This is a genomic window from Parasphingorhabdus sp. (assembly GCF_036963705.1).
In the GTDB taxonomy this organism is placed as follows: domain Bacteria; phylum Pseudomonadota; class Alphaproteobacteria; order Sphingomonadales; family Sphingomonadaceae; genus Parasphingorhabdus.
Genome location: NZ_JBALUT010000059.1, coordinates 1 through 17,354 on the forward strand (window position 1 = coordinate 1; position 17,354 = coordinate 17,354).

At 58.1% G+C, this 17,354-nt stretch carries 12 protein-coding genes and 1 pseudogene; 4 read left to right on the top strand and 9 right to left on the bottom strand.

The annotated features are described in order from the left end of the window. A pseudogene (gene glnA / locus V7680_RS12125) lies at positions 1 to 307 on the top strand (glutamine synthetase); the annotation flags it as partial. Positions 308 to 391: 84 nt separating this feature from the next. Here glnA and V7680_RS12130 read toward each other — a convergent pair. The 4 genes from V7680_RS12130 to V7680_RS12145 form a co-directional block, all read right to left on the bottom strand. Then, complete coding sequence (locus V7680_RS12130) at positions 392 to 706, bottom strand: hypothetical protein (protein ID WP_335653538.1); 315 nt, start codon at positions 704 to 706, stop codon at positions 392 to 394. A 64-nt stretch (positions 707 to 770) separates the two neighbouring features. Then, positions 771 to 2,636 carry a WD40 repeat domain-containing protein gene (locus V7680_RS12135; RefSeq protein ID WP_335653539.1) on the bottom strand — a complete coding sequence of 622 codons (1,866 nt, stop codon included), beginning with the start codon at positions 2,634 to 2,636 and terminating at the stop codon, positions 771 to 773. Positions 2,637 to 3,147: 511 nt separating this feature from the next. Continuing rightward, the gene (locus V7680_RS12140; RefSeq protein WP_335653540.1) at positions 3,148 to 3,855 is read right to left on the bottom strand and encodes a hypothetical protein; all 708 of its coding nucleotides are present in this window, start codon (positions 3,853 to 3,855) and stop codon (positions 3,148 to 3,150) included. 44 nt (positions 3,856 to 3,899) lie between these two features. Then, complete coding sequence (locus V7680_RS12145; RefSeq protein ID WP_335653541.1) at positions 3,900 to 5,360, bottom strand: MFS transporter; 1,461 nt, start codon at positions 5,358 to 5,360, stop codon at positions 3,900 to 3,902. Between the two features lie 351 nt (positions 5,361 to 5,711). Here V7680_RS12145 and V7680_RS12150 point away from each other — a divergent pair, with 351 nt between their 5' ends. Together V7680_RS12150 and V7680_RS12155 are read left to right on the top strand one after the other, a co-directional pair. Then, positions 5,712 to 6,905, top strand: coding sequence for a hypothetical protein (locus V7680_RS12150; RefSeq protein WP_335653542.1), 1,194 nt, complete (start codon positions 5,712 to 5,714; stop codon positions 6,903 to 6,905). Positions 6,906 to 6,935: 30 nt separating this feature from the next. Then, entirely contained in the window at positions 6,936 to 7,685 is a 750-nt protein-coding gene (locus V7680_RS12155; protein ID WP_335653543.1) for an acylneuraminate cytidylyltransferase family protein, read from the top strand. 13 nt (positions 7,686 to 7,698) lie between these two features. On the opposite strand, the gene V7680_RS12160 is transcribed toward V7680_RS12155, so the two are convergent. Then, positions 7,699 to 11,868, bottom strand: a complete 4,170-nt coding sequence (locus tag V7680_RS12160; RefSeq protein ID WP_335653544.1) for a translocation/assembly module TamB domain-containing protein — start codon at positions 11,866 to 11,868, stop codon at positions 7,699 to 7,701. Continuing rightward, positions 11,869 to 13,962 carry an autotransporter assembly complex protein TamA gene (locus tag V7680_RS12165; RefSeq protein ID WP_335653545.1) on the bottom strand — a complete coding sequence of 698 codons (2,094 nt, stop codon included), beginning with the start codon at positions 13,960 to 13,962 and terminating at the stop codon, positions 11,869 to 11,871. 217 nt (positions 13,963 to 14,179) lie between these two features. On the opposite strand from V7680_RS12165, the gene V7680_RS12170 reads away from it, so the two are divergent. Next, positions 14,180 to 14,773 (top strand): hypothetical protein, encoded by a 594-nt coding sequence (locus tag V7680_RS12170; RefSeq protein WP_335653546.1) that lies wholly within the window; start codon positions 14,180 to 14,182, stop codon positions 14,771 to 14,773. Positions 14,774 to 14,788: 15 nt separating this feature from the next. Here V7680_RS12170 and V7680_RS12175 read toward each other — a convergent pair whose 3' ends face one another. The 3 genes from V7680_RS12175 to V7680_RS12185 form a co-directional block, all read right to left on the bottom strand. Then, positions 14,789 to 15,958, bottom strand: a complete 1,170-nt coding sequence (locus tag V7680_RS12175; RefSeq protein ID WP_335653547.1) for a winged helix-turn-helix domain-containing protein — start codon at positions 15,956 to 15,958, stop codon at positions 14,789 to 14,791. Between the two features lie 4 nt (positions 15,959 to 15,962). Then, positions 15,963 to 16,886: a DMT family transporter gene (locus V7680_RS12180; protein ID WP_335653548.1), complete on the bottom strand. Its 924-nt coding sequence runs from the start codon at positions 16,884 to 16,886 to the stop codon at positions 15,963 to 15,965. 113 nt (positions 16,887 to 16,999) lie between these two features. Beyond that, positions 17,000 to 17,354, bottom strand: a 355-nt coding sequence (locus V7680_RS12185; RefSeq protein WP_335653549.1) for an acyl-CoA dehydrogenase family protein, incomplete at its 5' end; no start/stop codon positions are given.

Consider the following 17,354-nt stretch of genomic DNA (forward strand, 5'->3'; position numbering starts at 1 on the left):
CTATCTCTCGGCAGCTGCCTTGCTGATGGCGGGCCTCGACGGGATCGAGAACAAGATCCACCCGGGCGAAGCCATGGACAAGAATCTCTACGACCTGCCACCGGCAGAGCTGGCCGAAGTGCCGACCGTATGTGGCTCGCTCCGCGAAGCTCTCGAAGCTCTCGAAGCCGATCACGAGTTCCTGCTCAAGGGCGACGTGTTCTCGAAAGACCAGATCGATGCCTATGCCGCATTGAAATGGGAAGAAGTCAGCCGTCTCGAAACCACCCCGAGCCCGGTTGAATATGAAATGTATTATTCGAGCTGATCCTTCGGATCAGACTTGAAAATGACAAGCCCGGGGCAAGCGATTGCTCCGGGCTTTTTTGTGTTCGGTCGATAGGGGGCAATATTAGCGCAAACCGGCACCGCCGAGCAGGATAATTCCCCCAGTATCGTCGACATCACAGCGGATGGATGATGTTATGGTTGCCGGCAATGCCCGTGTCAGGGCATCGATCGCTGCGGAACATTCCGAACCGGCTTGCGCGACATCATATGGCGAGGAAGGCAGGCCTGACTCGACAGCGTTCACAGCAGCTCGAAATCGGTCTAGCGCCGCCTGGTCGCTGGCCTGGTCTGGTAGCGTTTGTTGTGCCAGGACTGGGCTTGCGGTCAGTGCCAGAGTGGCCAGCGTTGCCGCAAATAGTCCAGATAGATTACGCATATATTATTCCTTCAAGAGAGACATTCGATCGACTAGCAGTATTTCGTGACGCGTCGGCAATGGCTCAGTCAGTGAAAACGTGAATGATATTGTCGTCTCCACCCGCCAGAACGACGGTTTCATCCGCGTTGAACAGGACAGAGCGGAGCGGTTTCGACGCTTGAAAAGACGATAATGCATTGCCCGTGGTGCCGTCCCACAAAATTATCGCACCATCATCATGCGCGCTGACAATGCGGGAGATGTCCTTGTTGATCGCGATAGCGTTGACGGCGCTGGTGTGACCGGCAAATTTGGAGACTTGCTGCGTTGTGGCGAGGTTCCAGACGCTGACCGTCCCTTCCACATTGCCGGTGACGATATAGGCACTGTCAGGGGTGAAAACGACATCGTTGATACCGCCTACAATATTGCCCTGAATGGTCTGAACCCGTTGGCCATTGAGGATATTATATGTTGTCACTTCCTGTGTCGCGCCGTTTACGCCCGCCACGAACCTACCGTCCGGACTAAATGCTACAGAACTGTTCACCCCGTTGATGATTAACAATTGCGCGCCGCTATTGGCGTCCCAGACCTGCATAGTGCTGGCCGAAGTCGTTTGGTTGAAACACGCTGCCGCGATCCGCGAACCTTGCTGATCATAAGCCACGGAATCGCAAAGTGCAGACGGCGGGTTTTGCAGAACCAGGGCCTGAGCGCCCGTCGATACGTCCCAGACATTGACCGTCGCTTGCTGCACATTGCCGCTTTGGCGGCTGCCCGAGACAATGCGCTGACCGTTGGGACTAAAGTCCGTGTCGAGCAATATGTCACCCCTGCCCTGCAGCGGAATCGCCACCCCTGGCACCAGATTCTGACCCGACGCGTCCCATATCGACAGATTATTGTCCCAGCCACCGGTGGCAATCCGCCGGTTGTCAGGGCTCATCGCCAATGTCAGGGTATCGGCAGTATAATTCAGTTTATTGTTCAGGTTGCTGATGGTGCCGACCATGTTGATCGGCGGTTGCTGTTGCTGCCATTGCGGCTGCTGTGGCTGCTGCCATTGTGGCTGCTGCCATTGCGGCTGCTGTGGCTGCTGCCATTGCGGCTGCGGCGCTTGCGGCTGCTGCCACTGGGGTCGTTGCCCTTGCGGCGGCTGCCATTGCGGCTGTTGTGGCTGATATTGTTGCAAGGGTGGTGCCTGATACTGTCCGCCGCCGGGTCTTTGATAGGCGCCTGCATTGGAGCGGGGTTGGGCAAATTGACTTCCTGCGTTGGGTGTCGGTGATCCGCTGGCATTCACGCCGCGGAAATTGAACCACATATGCCTCTGGCCCTTCAGAAATATGACCGCGCGATTATTGTCCCAACGTGCCGCGCCGGTGATATCGCCGGCAACATTTTGCAGACTGGGCAAGGTGATCGCGTTCATCGCGATCGGACCGAATGAGATGTTCCTTTGCGCCATGTCATATTCGATATATTGTCCGTCATTCAGGAAGAATAATATCGAATTTCCCTTGAACCGGAGCGCTGCATCGATCTTGTTGCGATAGGGAGCCAAGCCCGGCCAATTGTTGTTATCAATATAGCTCAGTTGCTGGACAACGGCCTCGTTATTCGCGTCGAGCCCGACATATTGTCCGGTTCTCAGAAAGAGATATTTCACACCGCCATAGCTGAATGAAGCGGTCAGCTGCGACATATAGGGGCCGAGATTTGTCCGGCTCAGATCATTGGGGCCGTTACCGGGATTGGTTGTCCTTGTGTCATATTGCATGACACCGCGGTCATTCCGGACCAGGAAAACCTGGTTGCCGGGGCTTTCGATGCCGGCATCAATCTCTTCCGCTTGCGCATGGGCCAGGCCGGGAATGGCGGCCATACCCAATGCCAGGGCCAGAACCGGCAGCTTGGTGATTTTCATCTTGGTTTGAACGCGCATAATTTATCCTTAAACAGACGGTTGCGCTGAACAGTGATGGTGTCGACGGGCATGCTTTCACGCAACTGGCAGCCCGCGACTTGCGCCGGTCATCCGTATCCGCGTTTGTCGAATTTGGCCGTGTCGTAACAATTGCTCGACATGGCAGAAGGGTCAAAATTGATTCCGTCTGATCCGGATAGAAATCTTTTCGGGGAATGTATCTGGAATCCGCTGGATAAATATTCCGGACGCCCCAGCCTATGCTGTGCCATTGATATCATCATATTCCCCCAGCCCGCATTTTCGTTCTTGCAAATACCAGCCCGGACATGGCAGTCATTTTTCTGGAACCTGAGAAAATGGGAGAATACACTCCGCCATGAGCTGCAGGAGCGCGTCCTCCTTATCAACAGTCTCACCGTGACTTGTAAAGCATTAATATTGTAGGGATTTTTTGCTGGTGGCGCGGATCGTTGTCGCGGTCACCTTTTTACCGCCCTGGTTCACGCACCGGCTTTTCGCCAAAAAGCTAATCTACGCGCGCTTGGAAAGTAACGGTGAAGCTGGGTTTGGCTGTTCCGGTCGCCGCCGACATCGTACCGGCAGGACTGATCAGAAGCCCGCTCACTGCGGCGTCGAAACCGGCTGTATTGGGCGGGTAATTATATGGCGCAACACCGCCGGGCTGATTGGAGAATTTTACCATGGTCGCGGGATTGAAAGCCGACAAACCGCTCGGCGTTGGTCCGTTGGCGAATGTCACCGGAGAGGCCGCATTATAAGTGGCGTTTGGCGGCAGAAAATCGCTGATCCTGATGCTGCTTGCATCGACCGGAAAGTCGCCCGTGTTGGTGACGCTGATGGCATATCGGGTAATCGCCCCCGGAATGGCTTTGGGATTGGTGCCGAGATTGACGGAATCGGATAATATCGTCGATTGTTTGACAATGACCAGTTTGGCGTTGGCCGCGGTCCTCGTATAGGTCAGGACACAGGTGATGACGTCGCCGGTCTTGGGTGTGAACGCAATGGTTGTCGCCGTTGGCAATATGGTGGTTGAACCGCCATAGCCATTGGAGCAGGCCAGCGACCGGGTGTATCGGGAGAGTTCAGTCGTCCCGGCGACCAGTTCATCAAGCGAATATGTAATGACAAGCCCGGGGCAAGCGATTGCTCCGGGCTTTTTTGTCGATGGTTTCCGGATGCCGGGTGCGGCGTGGATCTGGACCGGTTTCATAAAGGCCCGGACGCGGAAGTCAGAACGTTACTGTTTCCACCGATCTATGATGACGCAGCTTTGCGGGCGGCCAGATCCTTCACCGTCTCCTCATGCTTGGCCCGGTCAACCTTGTAAAAGCTGATGATCACCAGAACCGTTATAAAAAGCCCCAATATGACCGGGACATAGACCGCTCCCAAATTCCACAACGTGTCGTCCGACAGCTGACCCTGCGTGGCCCCGGCCGCCACACCGACTGCGGACAGAACAAATCCTGCAATGACGACGCCAAAGCCTTCCCCGAATTTGCGCATGAACGTGTAGGCCGAAAAGAACAGCCCTTCCGAACGGTTGCCGGTTTTTGCCTCGCCTTGTTCTACCAGGTCGGCCATCATCGACATGGCGAGTATCTGGTAACAAATGACCAGGCCGACATCGAGCGTATTGGCGATCGCGATTATCCAGAAAATCTCTGGAGACCCATTTTCCGGCAATACGTCAATCAGTCGCAGGAATATCGGTAGCGGCAATCCGATAAAGGCAACGAGACCAACGGTAAGAGCCCCGCGTTTCTTGCCCAGTTTTCGTGTCACAAATGGCGCCAGCGTCCCTCCGATGATTGCCGACAAGAACACCCCAAAGGTGATCAGACCAATTTGAGCGGAGGTAAATCCCCAAAAATAGATGGAGAAATAGAATGATAAACCTGCAGCGAAACCACTGGCGGTAAAGGCTATGAGAGAGGCAGAGAAAAGAGCGAAAAAGGAACCGCTGGCGACGGTTTGATAAATCTCTTTAAAGATCATCTTGAGCGTCATGTCCCGCTTTGGCGGCGCTTGCCTCAGTTTGGGAATATAGTGATGCGTACCCAAAGCCGAAATCATGATCGCGCAGAAAATTGCCACGGACCCCATCAGACCATAAAAAGCATAAGCATCCGGATTGAACTGCCCGTCGGGAATTGCAACAGTGACAAAGGCCGGGAAAATGACCGTGAAAGCGATAACCGTCATGGCATTGCCGCCGACCCAGCCAAAGAAACCGCGAAAGCTCAAAATGCTGCTGCGTTCGTCATAATCATCGGTCAGTTCCGGTGCCAACGCGGTACTGGGCGTCTCGTAGCAAGTGATGAAAGTGCGGATCGTGACTGCCAGTACCAGGATATATCCGAACAATGCCTGGTCACTCCAACCCTCGGGTGGCGTCCAGATAAAATAATAGCTAACCGCGACCGGGATGGCGGCGGCATACATGAACGGGTGTCTTCGCCCCCATTTGGACCGGAAATTGTCTGACCAGTAACCGACGATCGGGTCGCTGATCGCGTCAAAGATCAGTGCGATCAATATGGCGAGGCTGACCAGACGGGGGTCCATTCCCACGACCTGCGAATAGAATAACAAGAGGAAATATTTGAGGCCGGCGTCCTTGGTGCCATAAGCCACCGTGCCGAAGCCATATGCCAGTTTTGTCCAAAGCGACGGTTTGCGAATGGATGAAGGTGCCATGGTGGCTTCAGTCAATCTCTCTCTCCCTGTCGGTGACTCCAACTTGAAAGCGAAAGCAGCTGCTGGATGCCCCTGATCATCCGGCATCCGCCGGAATGGTAATCTTGTGCCAACCTGCCCTCGATCGGGGCGATGAACAAGACATATCTTGGCGGGAGCGGTGGCAACACGAATACAGGATGAATAGTATGCCTAATATCTACTCAGCGGGAAGGAACCTCTTCCCCCGTGCGGCGTCCGCTTTTGCGCTGCGACACCTTCATCCTGACAGGATCGCGAGCCCCTTCAAAACGACTTTAGCTTAGCCATTTATTAACCATGTTCCTTTATAATTGTCGTCCCCGGCAATGATTTGAAGAGTATGCAATGGCGCAAGAACGGAAGCGGATTTTATTCTACCTGCCCGTTATGACGCCCTGGTGGTTCACCAATATTGTCGTTCACCTGATCCGTGTGATGGCTAAAGATCATGAGGTCCATGTGCTGGTGCCGCCCCTCTGGTGCAACACCGGTCTCGGCGAAGAGCATATCGATCTGATTGCCGAGCTCGACCATGTCTTCTGGTATATACTCGACGGTCCGGACCATCGCCGGCTGCGCAGCGATGCCAGCGATGAAGACGATCTGATCGCGCTGGTTCACGACATCAACCCCGATCTGGTCCTGTGCCGCAGCGCCGATATTGCCACGCCTGCGCGTTTTCCCGGGATCGTCCGCTATATCATGGAGGGCGCTGCCCCGCCGGTGCGGACCGGAACCAGCTGGATCACCCTGTCGCCTTGCCTCTTTGACCATGGTCTGATGCCCGAACTGTCCCCGGAGCAATACGCACAGCTGGACCGGCAGGCCGACCCGATATGGTCGCAGATGATACAGGAAAAGGTCTTGCCCAATCGTGCAGAATTTCTGACGATGACCGGACTGCCGAACGACAAGATCATCATCGGCCTGCCGCTGGAATATGAGCAGCAGGAGAATTTCTTTGGCCAGCACCACCGCTATGCCGACAATGTCGCGATGATCGCTGCGATCGCGCCGATGCTGGGCGACGATATGATCCTCGCGGTGACCAATCATCCGCTCAACGAATTATATGGTGACAACAGGCCCCTCGAAGCCGCTCTGGCGTCGCTGGAAGGCAAGGTCATGATGATCGGCGGCACGGAGATTGCCGGACAGGCTACTCTGGCTCTGACCAAGCACAGTGACGGGATGATCGTCGGCAATTCCAAAAGCTGGTCGGCCTGCGCCGCCTTTGGCACGCCGATGATGCGATTGTCGGATTTCGCCACCGGCGACTGGGTTCAGGCATATTCCGAACTTCCCGCATTTCTAGCCGCTGTCGGCAACCGGTCCGCGACACCCGCTGATCCGATGATGGCAAAGCGCTGGTTCGCCTTTCATCTGGCCAATAATATCTTTGATCCGGCCGATCCGGCGCTCACCGCCGATGACCTCATTTCCCGCATGACCGATGCCGTCCAGCCCGCGCGCTGGGATCAGGCCATGGCGCGCTATCAATCCCAATATCTGACGCAAGTGATCGGGCAGGCGGCCTGATGGTAAATCCCCAAACAAAGGAAATCCTCCATGTATGATCTGGCAGTAATAATCCCGGTCCGGCGCGGCAGTTCGCGCATTTCGGAAAAATGCCTGCTGCCGTTCGGCGATCAGGAAACATTGATCGAATGGAAGCTGGCCCAGCTGACCAAGGTGATCGACCCGCGGCGCATCTATATTTCGAGCGAAGACGAGGCCTTTCTGGAACTCGGCGACCGTTTCGGCGTGTCCCGCCATCACCGCCCCCGTCATCTTGCCATCGACCATATCGCGCCGTTTCGCGACGTGATCACCGGCATCGTCCGGGACATTCCCCACACCCATATCGCCTGGTCGACCGTGGTCTGCCCGCTGATGGCGCCGCAGGAATATTGTGATGCATTTCGCACCTATCATGACGAGGTGATCTGCGGCGACCATGACTCCCTGCTCGGGGTCAACCTGAGCAAGGATTATTACTGGTCGCGCGAGGGTGCGCTCAATTACGAAGCAACCCGCAACCACACGATCTCGCAGGACCTGCCAGACTGGTTCAAGGTCACAAACAGCCTCTACATGGCCCCGCGCCAGCAGATTTTGGCGCGCGAATATTTCGTCGGCGACAATCCGGTGCTGCAATCTTTGTCCAAGCTGGCGGGAGTCGATATCGACTATATCGAGGATTATCGCATCGCCCGCGCGCTTCACGCGGTCTATGCCGAAGACAATATGGATGCGGTCGATCCGGAGACCGCAATCAACTGGGCCGCCGGAGGGTCCGATTTCCTGATGGCGATGTGAGCTTCAACGCCCGCTAATAATCCTTACTGATCCGCACGTTGGCGCTCTGGCGCCCCAGGGTCGAGATGGTCGACAGGATCGACAGCCAGCGGGTGATCTGGAATTCCAGCTGGGTGGCGCTATAGCCTTTGCCGTCGGTGATCAGTTCGACATAGACGCGGCGGGTGATATATTTTCCGGCAGCAATCGAGGTCCCCGAACCGGTGTCGGTATCGGAGGGCAATATCCGCAAACGATCCAGACCGACCGCCTTGCGCAACTGGTTGATCGGATCGAGGCCGCCACCGCTGTTGAGCGAGGCCACCGCAGCCGCAAGCTGGACCGCCTCGGGTGCGGACAGATTGGCAATCGATGCACCGAACAAGACCCGCGACAGCAGCTCGTCCTGAGGCAAAGCCGGAATGCTGGTAAAGGCGATTTCGGGCTGGTTTCCGGTGCCGGTGACATTGATCGTGGCGTTCAGCCCCGTCAGATTGGCCTCGGCCTCGATATCCAGTATCGGATTGACCGGCTGGTTGCCGACAAAGCGGATCCGTCCCCGCTCGAGCCGGAAGCGACGACCGGCGAAAGTATAATTGCCACGCACCAGATTGGCATCGCCGACCATGATGAAATTATCCACCGGCCCCGTGATTTTGAGATTGGCGCGCCACTCGCTGTCCAGTCCGAGCCCTTCGACCCGCAACCGGTTGGGGGCGTCTGCAGACAGGGCAAAACGCCATGGCCTGCTGCGAACCTGTACCGGTCGTTCGTCGGCCCGCCGATTGATCTCGCGGGTCTTGATGTCGGGCAGACTGGCGGTCGCACTGGCCTGACCAAAGCGGAAGAAGCTGCGGTTGAGAATGACATCGCCAGAAATCAGTCCGCCTTCCGGCGAGCTGCGTATCTTGATCGGGCCGGTGACCGTGGCAGCGAAATCATCGCGCGCGATCAGCGCCGCTTGCTGGGCATTGACGTCCATCACGATGCCAATGCCTTCGCCGGGTTCGACGGCAAAGTTGAAACTGCCGCTGCCGCTGACCGTTCCGCCACCGGCGGTGACACCGGTCAATTTCGGCAATACCAGCCGCGAGCCGTCAAACCTGCCCACGGTCTTGATATTGGAGACCACCGTGCCGGTCAGCGGGCTTTCCAGCCGTGCGTTGCTCGTGCGGACGAGACCCTCGATCTGCGGGTTGGCGAGGCTCCCGCTGACATCCGCGCTCGCCGCCACCGGTCCGGTCAGGTCAAAGGTTTCGACACCGGTCAGGCGCCAGAGGCTTTCCGCGCCGCCGCTGAACCGTGCCTGCGCAAAGAGCGGCTTGCGCATCAGTTCGTCCTGCCAGCGTCCTCCGCCGAGACCGGTCACCCGTCCCTGGAAGCGGCCGATTGTTTTTCCTTCAGGGGATTTGATGATCCCCCGTGCGGCTGCATTGCGCTGGGAAATGGCGATATTGAGGCCGAGGTCGACCGGAGCGGAGGTCAGGATCAGGCCGGACCGGGTCAGGCCCTTCACCGTCAGCTTGGCTTCGCCGACCGGTACCTGAGAACGCGACTGGGTCAGTTTGACCGTACCGTTGACGGTGCCGCCCAGCCCGAGATCGGGATACGCAATATCGACCAGAGACAAGGGCATTTTGGTCAGGGCCAACACCAGATTCGAATTGCCCGTCCCCCATCGTCCGGTCATCCGGGCGCTGCCACTGCCATAGCTGATCGTGGTTGGAGCCATTGTCCAGCCGTCACCCGACCGCCGGAGTTCCAGCTTCCGTGTCAAACGCAGGACACGGCCCTCGAACTGGCCGCTGCCCGTCAGTTGATAGAGATCGGGACTGATGTCGGCTTTGGCCTGAAATTCAAACGTGCTGCCGCGGGTCCCGGCCACGGTGAATGTCGCGGTGCCAGTGCCGTTGGTCAGCTTTGCATTGGCGGCGATGCGACCGATTATCAGTTCGCCGCGGCTGATCCCCTGCGCGCGCAGGGTGGCGTCGATATTCGACTTGCCGTCGATCAGGACGATATCGGCATCAAGCACGCCAGTGCGGATGAATATAGGAGGATTGCCATCGAAGCGGGCATTTTCGGCCTTGAGATTGGCGCGGATCAATTGCCGGTCACTGCCCGGACGGAAGACCACGTCGCCGTTGACACCGCCGCCGCTGATCACGAGCCTCCCGGCCAGACCCTGAGCGGTCGGCCTGATCGTTCCGGTCGCCAGCGTGTCGGACACCAGCAGGCGATCGACCCGGACCGCTGTATCCTGACCCACGGTGGTCACGATCATGCCATCGCTGCTGAACGGCCCCAATGTCGACCCGCCGGACGCGACATAGGCAAAGCCAGCGGCGGCCGGGGTGAGTTGCAGGCTGACCGCAGACAGACCGAGCGCAGGCAGCGGACTGTCGAACAGCAATGCGACTTTGGGCCGGTCCAGCGCTCCGTCGAGTTTGAGGTCGAAGCGGCCATATGCCTCTTGCCGGCCGGATCCCTGAAACGCAAAAGTCGCTGCACCGGTCTGTTTGCCAGAACCCCTGAACGAGACTTTGGGAGCCTTGACCACTAGGTCGGTGAACCGCAACAACCCGTCCGGTCCAAGCGCCAGACCGGTTTGCAGTTCCGGCAGCCCTCCAGCGAGCTCGCGCAGAAATCCAATATCGAAGCGCCGCAGCTTGGCGTTGACCTGACCGTCAACCGAGAGCCCGGACGACGCGGGGCCGAGATTGATGCGGGCGATGATATCGGCGATGCCAACTCCCTGCACGGCAAAGCCCGGCGCATTGGCATCTATATTGACGGCAAAATCGCCGGTCGAAGGACGCAGTTCCAGATCCAGCATGCCTTTTGCAACATTGGTCGCCACCCGCGCGCGCTCGGCAAATAACAGGTCATTTTCGTAGCGCAGCAAGGCGTTGGCACTGAAGCCGGAGAGCAATTGCTGAAGCAATTCGCCGTTGCCGATCAGCTTGCCGACAGACAGTTCCACCGGAATGCTCCAGCCGCTGGCATCGCGCTGTCCTTCGCCCTCGCCTCGGACATTGGTCAGCAGGCTCTTGCCGAAAGCCAGTTGCGGCGCGGTCAGCAGATATTGATAGCGCAGTTCCGAGAATTTGCCGTTGAGCAATGCCTTCAGCTCGAGATCCTGCGCCTTCAAATTGGCAGCCAGCGCGGATGGATCGATCAGCCTGGTCTCCAGCCGCATCGCGTCGAGGCTGTTGCGCCCGAGATCGATCCCGCCCTTGGCGGTGAAGGATAAAGCGGCGGAACGGGCATCGAGGTCGAGCGTGACCAGACGTTTATCAACACTTGCGGTTCCCTTGATCGCCAGATTGGGCGCCGCCAGTTTCTGCGCTACCCCGGCTGGCAGCACCGATGCGGTCAGCCTGCCATCATAAGCGAACTGACCTTCCTTCGCCTCCAGAGTGACCTGAGCCATTGGCTCGCCGTTGCTCAATGCATTCAACTCGCCATTCCATTTGCGCCAGCTACCATCCCCTTTCAGGGTAACGGCCAGATCCTGCTCCAGCCCCAACATACCGGCGAGCACGCCACCGGCAGGCGCGGTAATCTCGGCATCGATATCCAGCTTCTGGCGATCCGGTTCGGCATTCAGGGCGAGCAATATCTTGTCGCCGCTTCGGGTCGTTGCTGCATCCAGCATCACCATCGCACGACCGGCCCTGATGTCGGCTGAACCGGACAGGTCGGCAAATTGGCTGGAACCTGTGATCGCTGGCCCGAGCTCCAGATTATCCGCTCGAAAAGCACCAATGAATATGTCAAAATCGGGCAGCAGCGGCTTGTCTTCCCCGCTATCGATCAATTCCGGCAAACGATCCAGACGTGCCTTGCTGATTACCGCTTCGGAAATATTGAGTTCGTTGAATATCCATGCGAGCGGGTTCCACTCGACCGCCACGGTACCGGCTTTGAAGAACTGCCCCTTGGGGTCATCAAGCGCGAGCCCCTGCACTTGCGCACCGGCATAGATTGATCCGTCGATATCATCGATGCGGATGCGCAAGCCATTTTCCGGAGCCTGCGCCTCGATTTGTTCGATGATATAGCGATGGCCGGAATCGCTATCCAGCCAGATTGCGGCCCCGATCAGACCCAGAGCGAAGAGCACCGCCAGCGCGACCAGACTGCGCATTGGCCAGCGCCAGGTCATCAATTTGGAGCGAGGCTTGTCAGGGCTCTCGACCATCTAGAAAGCCTGCCCGAGCGAGACGTAGACCGCGACCGGAGAATCTCCCGGCTGGGGATTGATCGGCGTACCGACGTCGATCCGGATTGGTCCGAAATCGCTATAATAGCGGACGCCGAGGCCGGCGCCGTAGCGCATGCCGGAAACATCCGGAGTACTGCTGGTGTAGACATTACCCGCGTCGATAAAGGGAACGATGCCGAGATTGCCGCCGAAGAAACCAGTGCGCACGCGTGCTTCGAGCGAAAATTCGACCAGCGAACGGCCTCCGACCGGATCATTATTTGCATCGCGCGGTCCGATGCTCTGATAGCCATAGCCGCGAACCGAACCGCCGCCGCCGGAGTAGAGCCGACGCGAAGGGGCGATGCGGTTGTTACCCGCGCCGACAATCGAGCCGACCCGCGCGCGGCCGGCGAGCACTATCGTATCTGACACAGGGAAATAGGCGCTGCCGTCCAGCTGGCTGCGGACATAGAAAAAGCTGCCATTCTGTAACGATGCTTCGGGAGCGACGCGCGCGGACAGACGAAAGCCGCTGGTCGGATCGAGCAGGTCGTCGCTGGCGTCAAAGGTAACCAGCCCCGGCAGCGATCCGATGAAATATGTATCCCGGCCGGTGGCGTCAGCAGGTCCGGTAACATCGGTTTCGCGCGATGCGAGCAACTCGATTCCGGCCGACCAGCTCCAGCGCTTCTGATAGATCAGATTGCTCAGCCGCTCGATATTCGCAGCCACCGAGAAAGTCTGGGCCTTGAACGCCGGGCGATCGACTACGCTCAATGCCGTACGGCCGTTCAATATATTGTCACGACGCCGGTAATTGCTGCGGCGATAGGCGATGCTGCCCGATTGTTCCTGGGTTCCAAGCACGCCAGCGAAACGGATCAGGCCTTCGGGCGGAAAGAAATTGCGATGCTCCCAGCTGACAGCGGCGCGAGCGCCTTCCCCGGTGCCATAGCCAAGCTCGCCAGCAATGGTGCGCAGCGGTGCCGGAGTCACATTGACCGCGATGTCCACCGCCGCCGGGTCTTCGCCGACAACCGGATCAATCGAGACTGTCGAGATCAGCCCGGTTGCGATCAACGCCCGCCGCAAATCCTCGATGTCCGAAGCCTGATAGACATCGCCCGGATCAAACCGGGCAATCATCTGGACATGATCGGGACCGAACAGATCGGTCTGACTCATGACAATCGAGCCGAAATTATATTTGCCGCCTGGCGTGACCTTTACTTCGAGATCGCCAAGCCGTGAGGCATGGTCGATTTCCAGTTCCGGCTCCGCGGTCTTTGCGAACGGATAGCCATTTTCCGCCATAGCGAGATCAAGCCGCCCCTTGGCATCCATGATCCGGTCGCTGTTGACGACCGCGCCCGGCTCCAGGCCGAAGCTTTCCCGGAATTTCTCAGGATCGGGGGCAACCGCGGTTTCCAGACCGGGCAAGGCAATCGCGTCCAGTTCATATCGCGGCCCCGCCTGAACGTTGATGATCACCTCCAGCCGTTCCGCGCCATCAGCCTCGAAGCGGCTTTGTACGACCGCGTCATAATAGCCTTCGATCCTCAGCAGACGCTCGACCAGCTCTTCGTCGCTTTGCACGCGCCGCCGGATCTGGGCGAAATTGGCTTCCTCGCCGCTATATTGTTCGAGTACAGACAATATATCGAACCGGGTCGTAAATGCCTCGCCGATGGTCTCGGGCAAGCCTTCGAAGCTGATCCGGTAAGCGGTCTCGGCCAGCGCATCCGTCGGACGATAAACATTCAGCGGCACATCCGCAGCCAATTCTTCTGCTGCGGTCAGGACTGTCTGATCATCGTCTTCTTCATTTTCGGCCAGCGCGGGCTCGCTCTCATCTTCGGTTTCCTCGAAGACCGGTTCGGCCACCTGCTCAAGATCAGGCCATTCGACCCCGAAGTCCGGAAATTCGGTCAGCTGCTGATCCGGGTCGAGCGGCTCTTCAAATTCCACCTGATCATCCGGAGCGGAGGTCACCGGATCGGCGGCTTGGGCATAGACCGGCCGGATGGGAGAACCCATCACCAGAACAACAAGCATGCCGAGGCAGCGACGATATGCGGTCAGACCCATTGCTGTCTCTTTAGCGGGGATGAATCGGGACGCCAACGAATAAGAACGGCTTTCCGACAAGCATTTCTTTTTATGGGATATTAGGTCCTGTCGTTGGCAAACCGGCACTTTGATGTTCGATTTTAATCTTTCATTAACCAACAAGGCCCATATTTTCAGTGGAATAGAGACCGGTCGTTTTTGACTGGTCCGCAATCGCTCAACGGGATCGTTTTAAATGTCTAATATGCGTATGATTTTGATCGAAGCAGCCATGGTAGCCGGTGTTTTGACGGCGGGAATGTCAGTGTCCCAGGTCGCTTATGCGACGACACTTTCCGCCTCTGTGCAGGCCGCCGCAACCGACCCGCGGGCTGATGTAAAAATTGACAGCAAGATTATGGTTGAACGGACCGAAATCACGGATTCGGGCAAGACTGTTACGAAGCTGGTCGATCCAGCGACCGTCAAGGTCATTCCCGGCGACAAATTATTGTTCGTCAACGCCTATCGCAACACCGGCCAAAGCGCGGTCACGGGATTTGTGGTCAACAACCCGGTCCACGCTGCGGTGGCCCTGATTGAAGTTGTCGAAGACTGGGCTCTGGTCTCGGTCGATGGCGGCAAGAATTTCGGAAAATTGTCCGAGTTGACCGTCACCGAAACGCCGACTGTTGCTGCCACGGCGGAAGGAACCACCGATACAGCTGCACCCGTGCAGACCACTCGCGCGGCAATCGCCTCCGATGTCACCCATATCCGTTGGGTTCTGGCATCACCAATTGCACCCGGCGCTTCCGGTGAACTGCGCTTTCGCGGCATTGTTAAATAACGCCTGACCTGCGCTTCATACCCGATCACATTCCCATAATATATCACTGGCTCCGATCAGTCGCGCCAGCCGCGTCAGCTCGGCGTCCAGCTTCGCTTTCCGACCGGCTGACCAGCGCGCTCCCGGTTCCTGCCAGAATTGGGTGACCCGCAATTGTCGAGCCGTGCGATCGGCCTTGATTTCGATCCTGCCGACAAAGCGGTCCCGCTCGAGTATCGGGTAGACATAATAGCCCCATAGACGCTGCGCCGCGGGCACGAACATCTCGTTGCGATAGTGAAAGCCGAACAGCGCCAACAACCGGTTCCGGTCGCGCACGGCCGGGTCAAACGGATTGATGATGCGCAGCCGCGCGCTTGGTTCGGGCGCGGTGGCCAGTCTTTGCTCGATATCGGATGGAGCGAGCGCCTTGATCCATTGCCCTTCGTGATTCTCCAGCTCGACCGCAACCATTTCCCTTGCAGATTGCGCCCAGATGCGGGTTTCCTTCGCATCCACTGCACCCCAGAAACGCTGGATCTCGCCTAACGAACCGAAGGCCAGCCGGTCGAGCGCATTGCGGCACAGCCAGTCGATCTGGCCTGCGTCATCATGGGTGGCTTCACGATGATGCGGGGGGATCACCCGCTCACTGAGGTCGTAATATTTGGTGAAATTGAGCCGGTGGGAGGTAGCCAGTTCGCCCGCATACCATAGCTGGTCCATCACCCTCTTGTGCGGCGGACGATCCCACATCTGTTTCTTGCCGGTAACCTTCGTATCAAAGGCCTGTGTCGACAGCGGCCCTTCCGCCGCGATCCGCGCCTTTATCTCCTCGCCGCCAATCTCCGCGGCCGCTTTTTTGAAAGAGGAATAGCGCGCGACCTTGTCGCCCAGCCGCCGGAACTGGCGTTGCCACATCGGGTAAAATTCTATCGGCAGGACCGAGGCGTCATGGGTAAAATGCTCGAACACCGCCCTGTCCTCGCCCAGCATCTTGTCGAGCATCGGTTCGCAGTAATTCTGGTTGCGGCTCCACAATATGTGATGATGAGCGCGGGTGACATTCTGGATGGTGTCGAGCTGGACATAGCCGAGGCGGCGGATCATCTCCGGCAGGTCCAGCGGCCCGGTCGGCGTCTCCGCCAGCCCCTGCGCCTGCAACCACAGCCAGCGCGCCTTCCGGTTGTCGATCCGCAGCACCACGCGATCAGACCGCAGTGGATTCGATATGCGCGACTTTCCGGTCGCGCCGGGTGGCCAATATACAACCGATGACGATCATCGCCGCGCCGGAAACGGTGGTCAGCGTGATCGGTTCGCGGAAGAACAGCCAGCCGAAGATCGCGGCCCAGATGAAAGCGCTATATTCGAGATTGATCAAATTCTGCGCTTCCGCCCGCGCGTAGCCCCAGGCGATGAACACCGCCGAGATGATCGACAACAGGGCAGCGGCACCGATATAGGGCAGCGACTGCATGTCCGGAACAACCGCAAAAAACGGCGCGAGCAAAAGGAAGGCCGAACCGACGACGAGATTTTGGGCAAAGCTGATCTCGATCGGGCCGGCGAGCAGCGCCTGCTGTCGCTGGATTACCAGATTGCCCGCATAAAGCACCGCCGACACCAGAATGGCGCCAATGCCGAGCAGCGCCTCTTTTTCAAACGTACCGCTAGCCCTGCCCCACGCGATCACCAGCACCCCGGCAAAGCCCAGCGCCGAGGCGTAGATGGCGTTGCGGTGGATGGTCTCGCCGAGGAACACGGCGGCGAGATAGAGCGCGATAATCGGTGCGATGAAGGACAGCGCTATGGCTTCGGCCAGCGGCACCCGCGCCAGGCCCCAGAAGAACAGATAGGACATGAAGACGATGATGATGCCGCGCTGCAGATGGACTTTGCGGGCTGCCTTGCCCGGCATTCTCGGGCGACGGGTGAAGAACACCACCGAGACGATCACGAATGCGAGCAGCACCCGCCAGAGGATCGCGTTATAGGCACCAAGCTCGATCGACAGGCTCTTCATCGCGACGTCCATCATCGCGAAGGTAAGCAGACCGAACAGCACCGAACCCGCTGGCAGCAGGATCGGACCGTTTTCTGGCTGGCTATCGGCGGTTATTAAATCAGGCATATTTCATTCCATCAGCCATAGGCTGTTGCCGGGCGCGGTGCTTCGACAGGCCCGGCACGAAGGATTGCAAGTGGCTCTGCTTATCGCCCGCTAACCGAAAATGGCAAGCGCGATCAGAGGCCCATTTGGCGGACGGCGAGATCGCGCATGATTTCTTCGGAACCGCCGCCAATCGCCATGACCTTGACCTCGCGATAGAAACGCTCGACCGGATTGCCGCGTAAATAGCCGGCCCCGCCGAGAATCTGCATCGCTTCGCTGGCGCAAAATTCGAGGTCCTTGGTGGCGCTGAACTTGGCTTTGCAAATCTGCGCAACCGGCATTTCGCCCTGATCGGCGAGCCAGCATATCTGGTTGAGCCAGCCGTCGAGCCGATCAACCCGCGCCGACATATCGGCGATCTTGTGGCGGATCACCTGATGCTTGATCATCGGCTTGCCGAAAGTCTCGCGCTGCTGCGCATAGTCG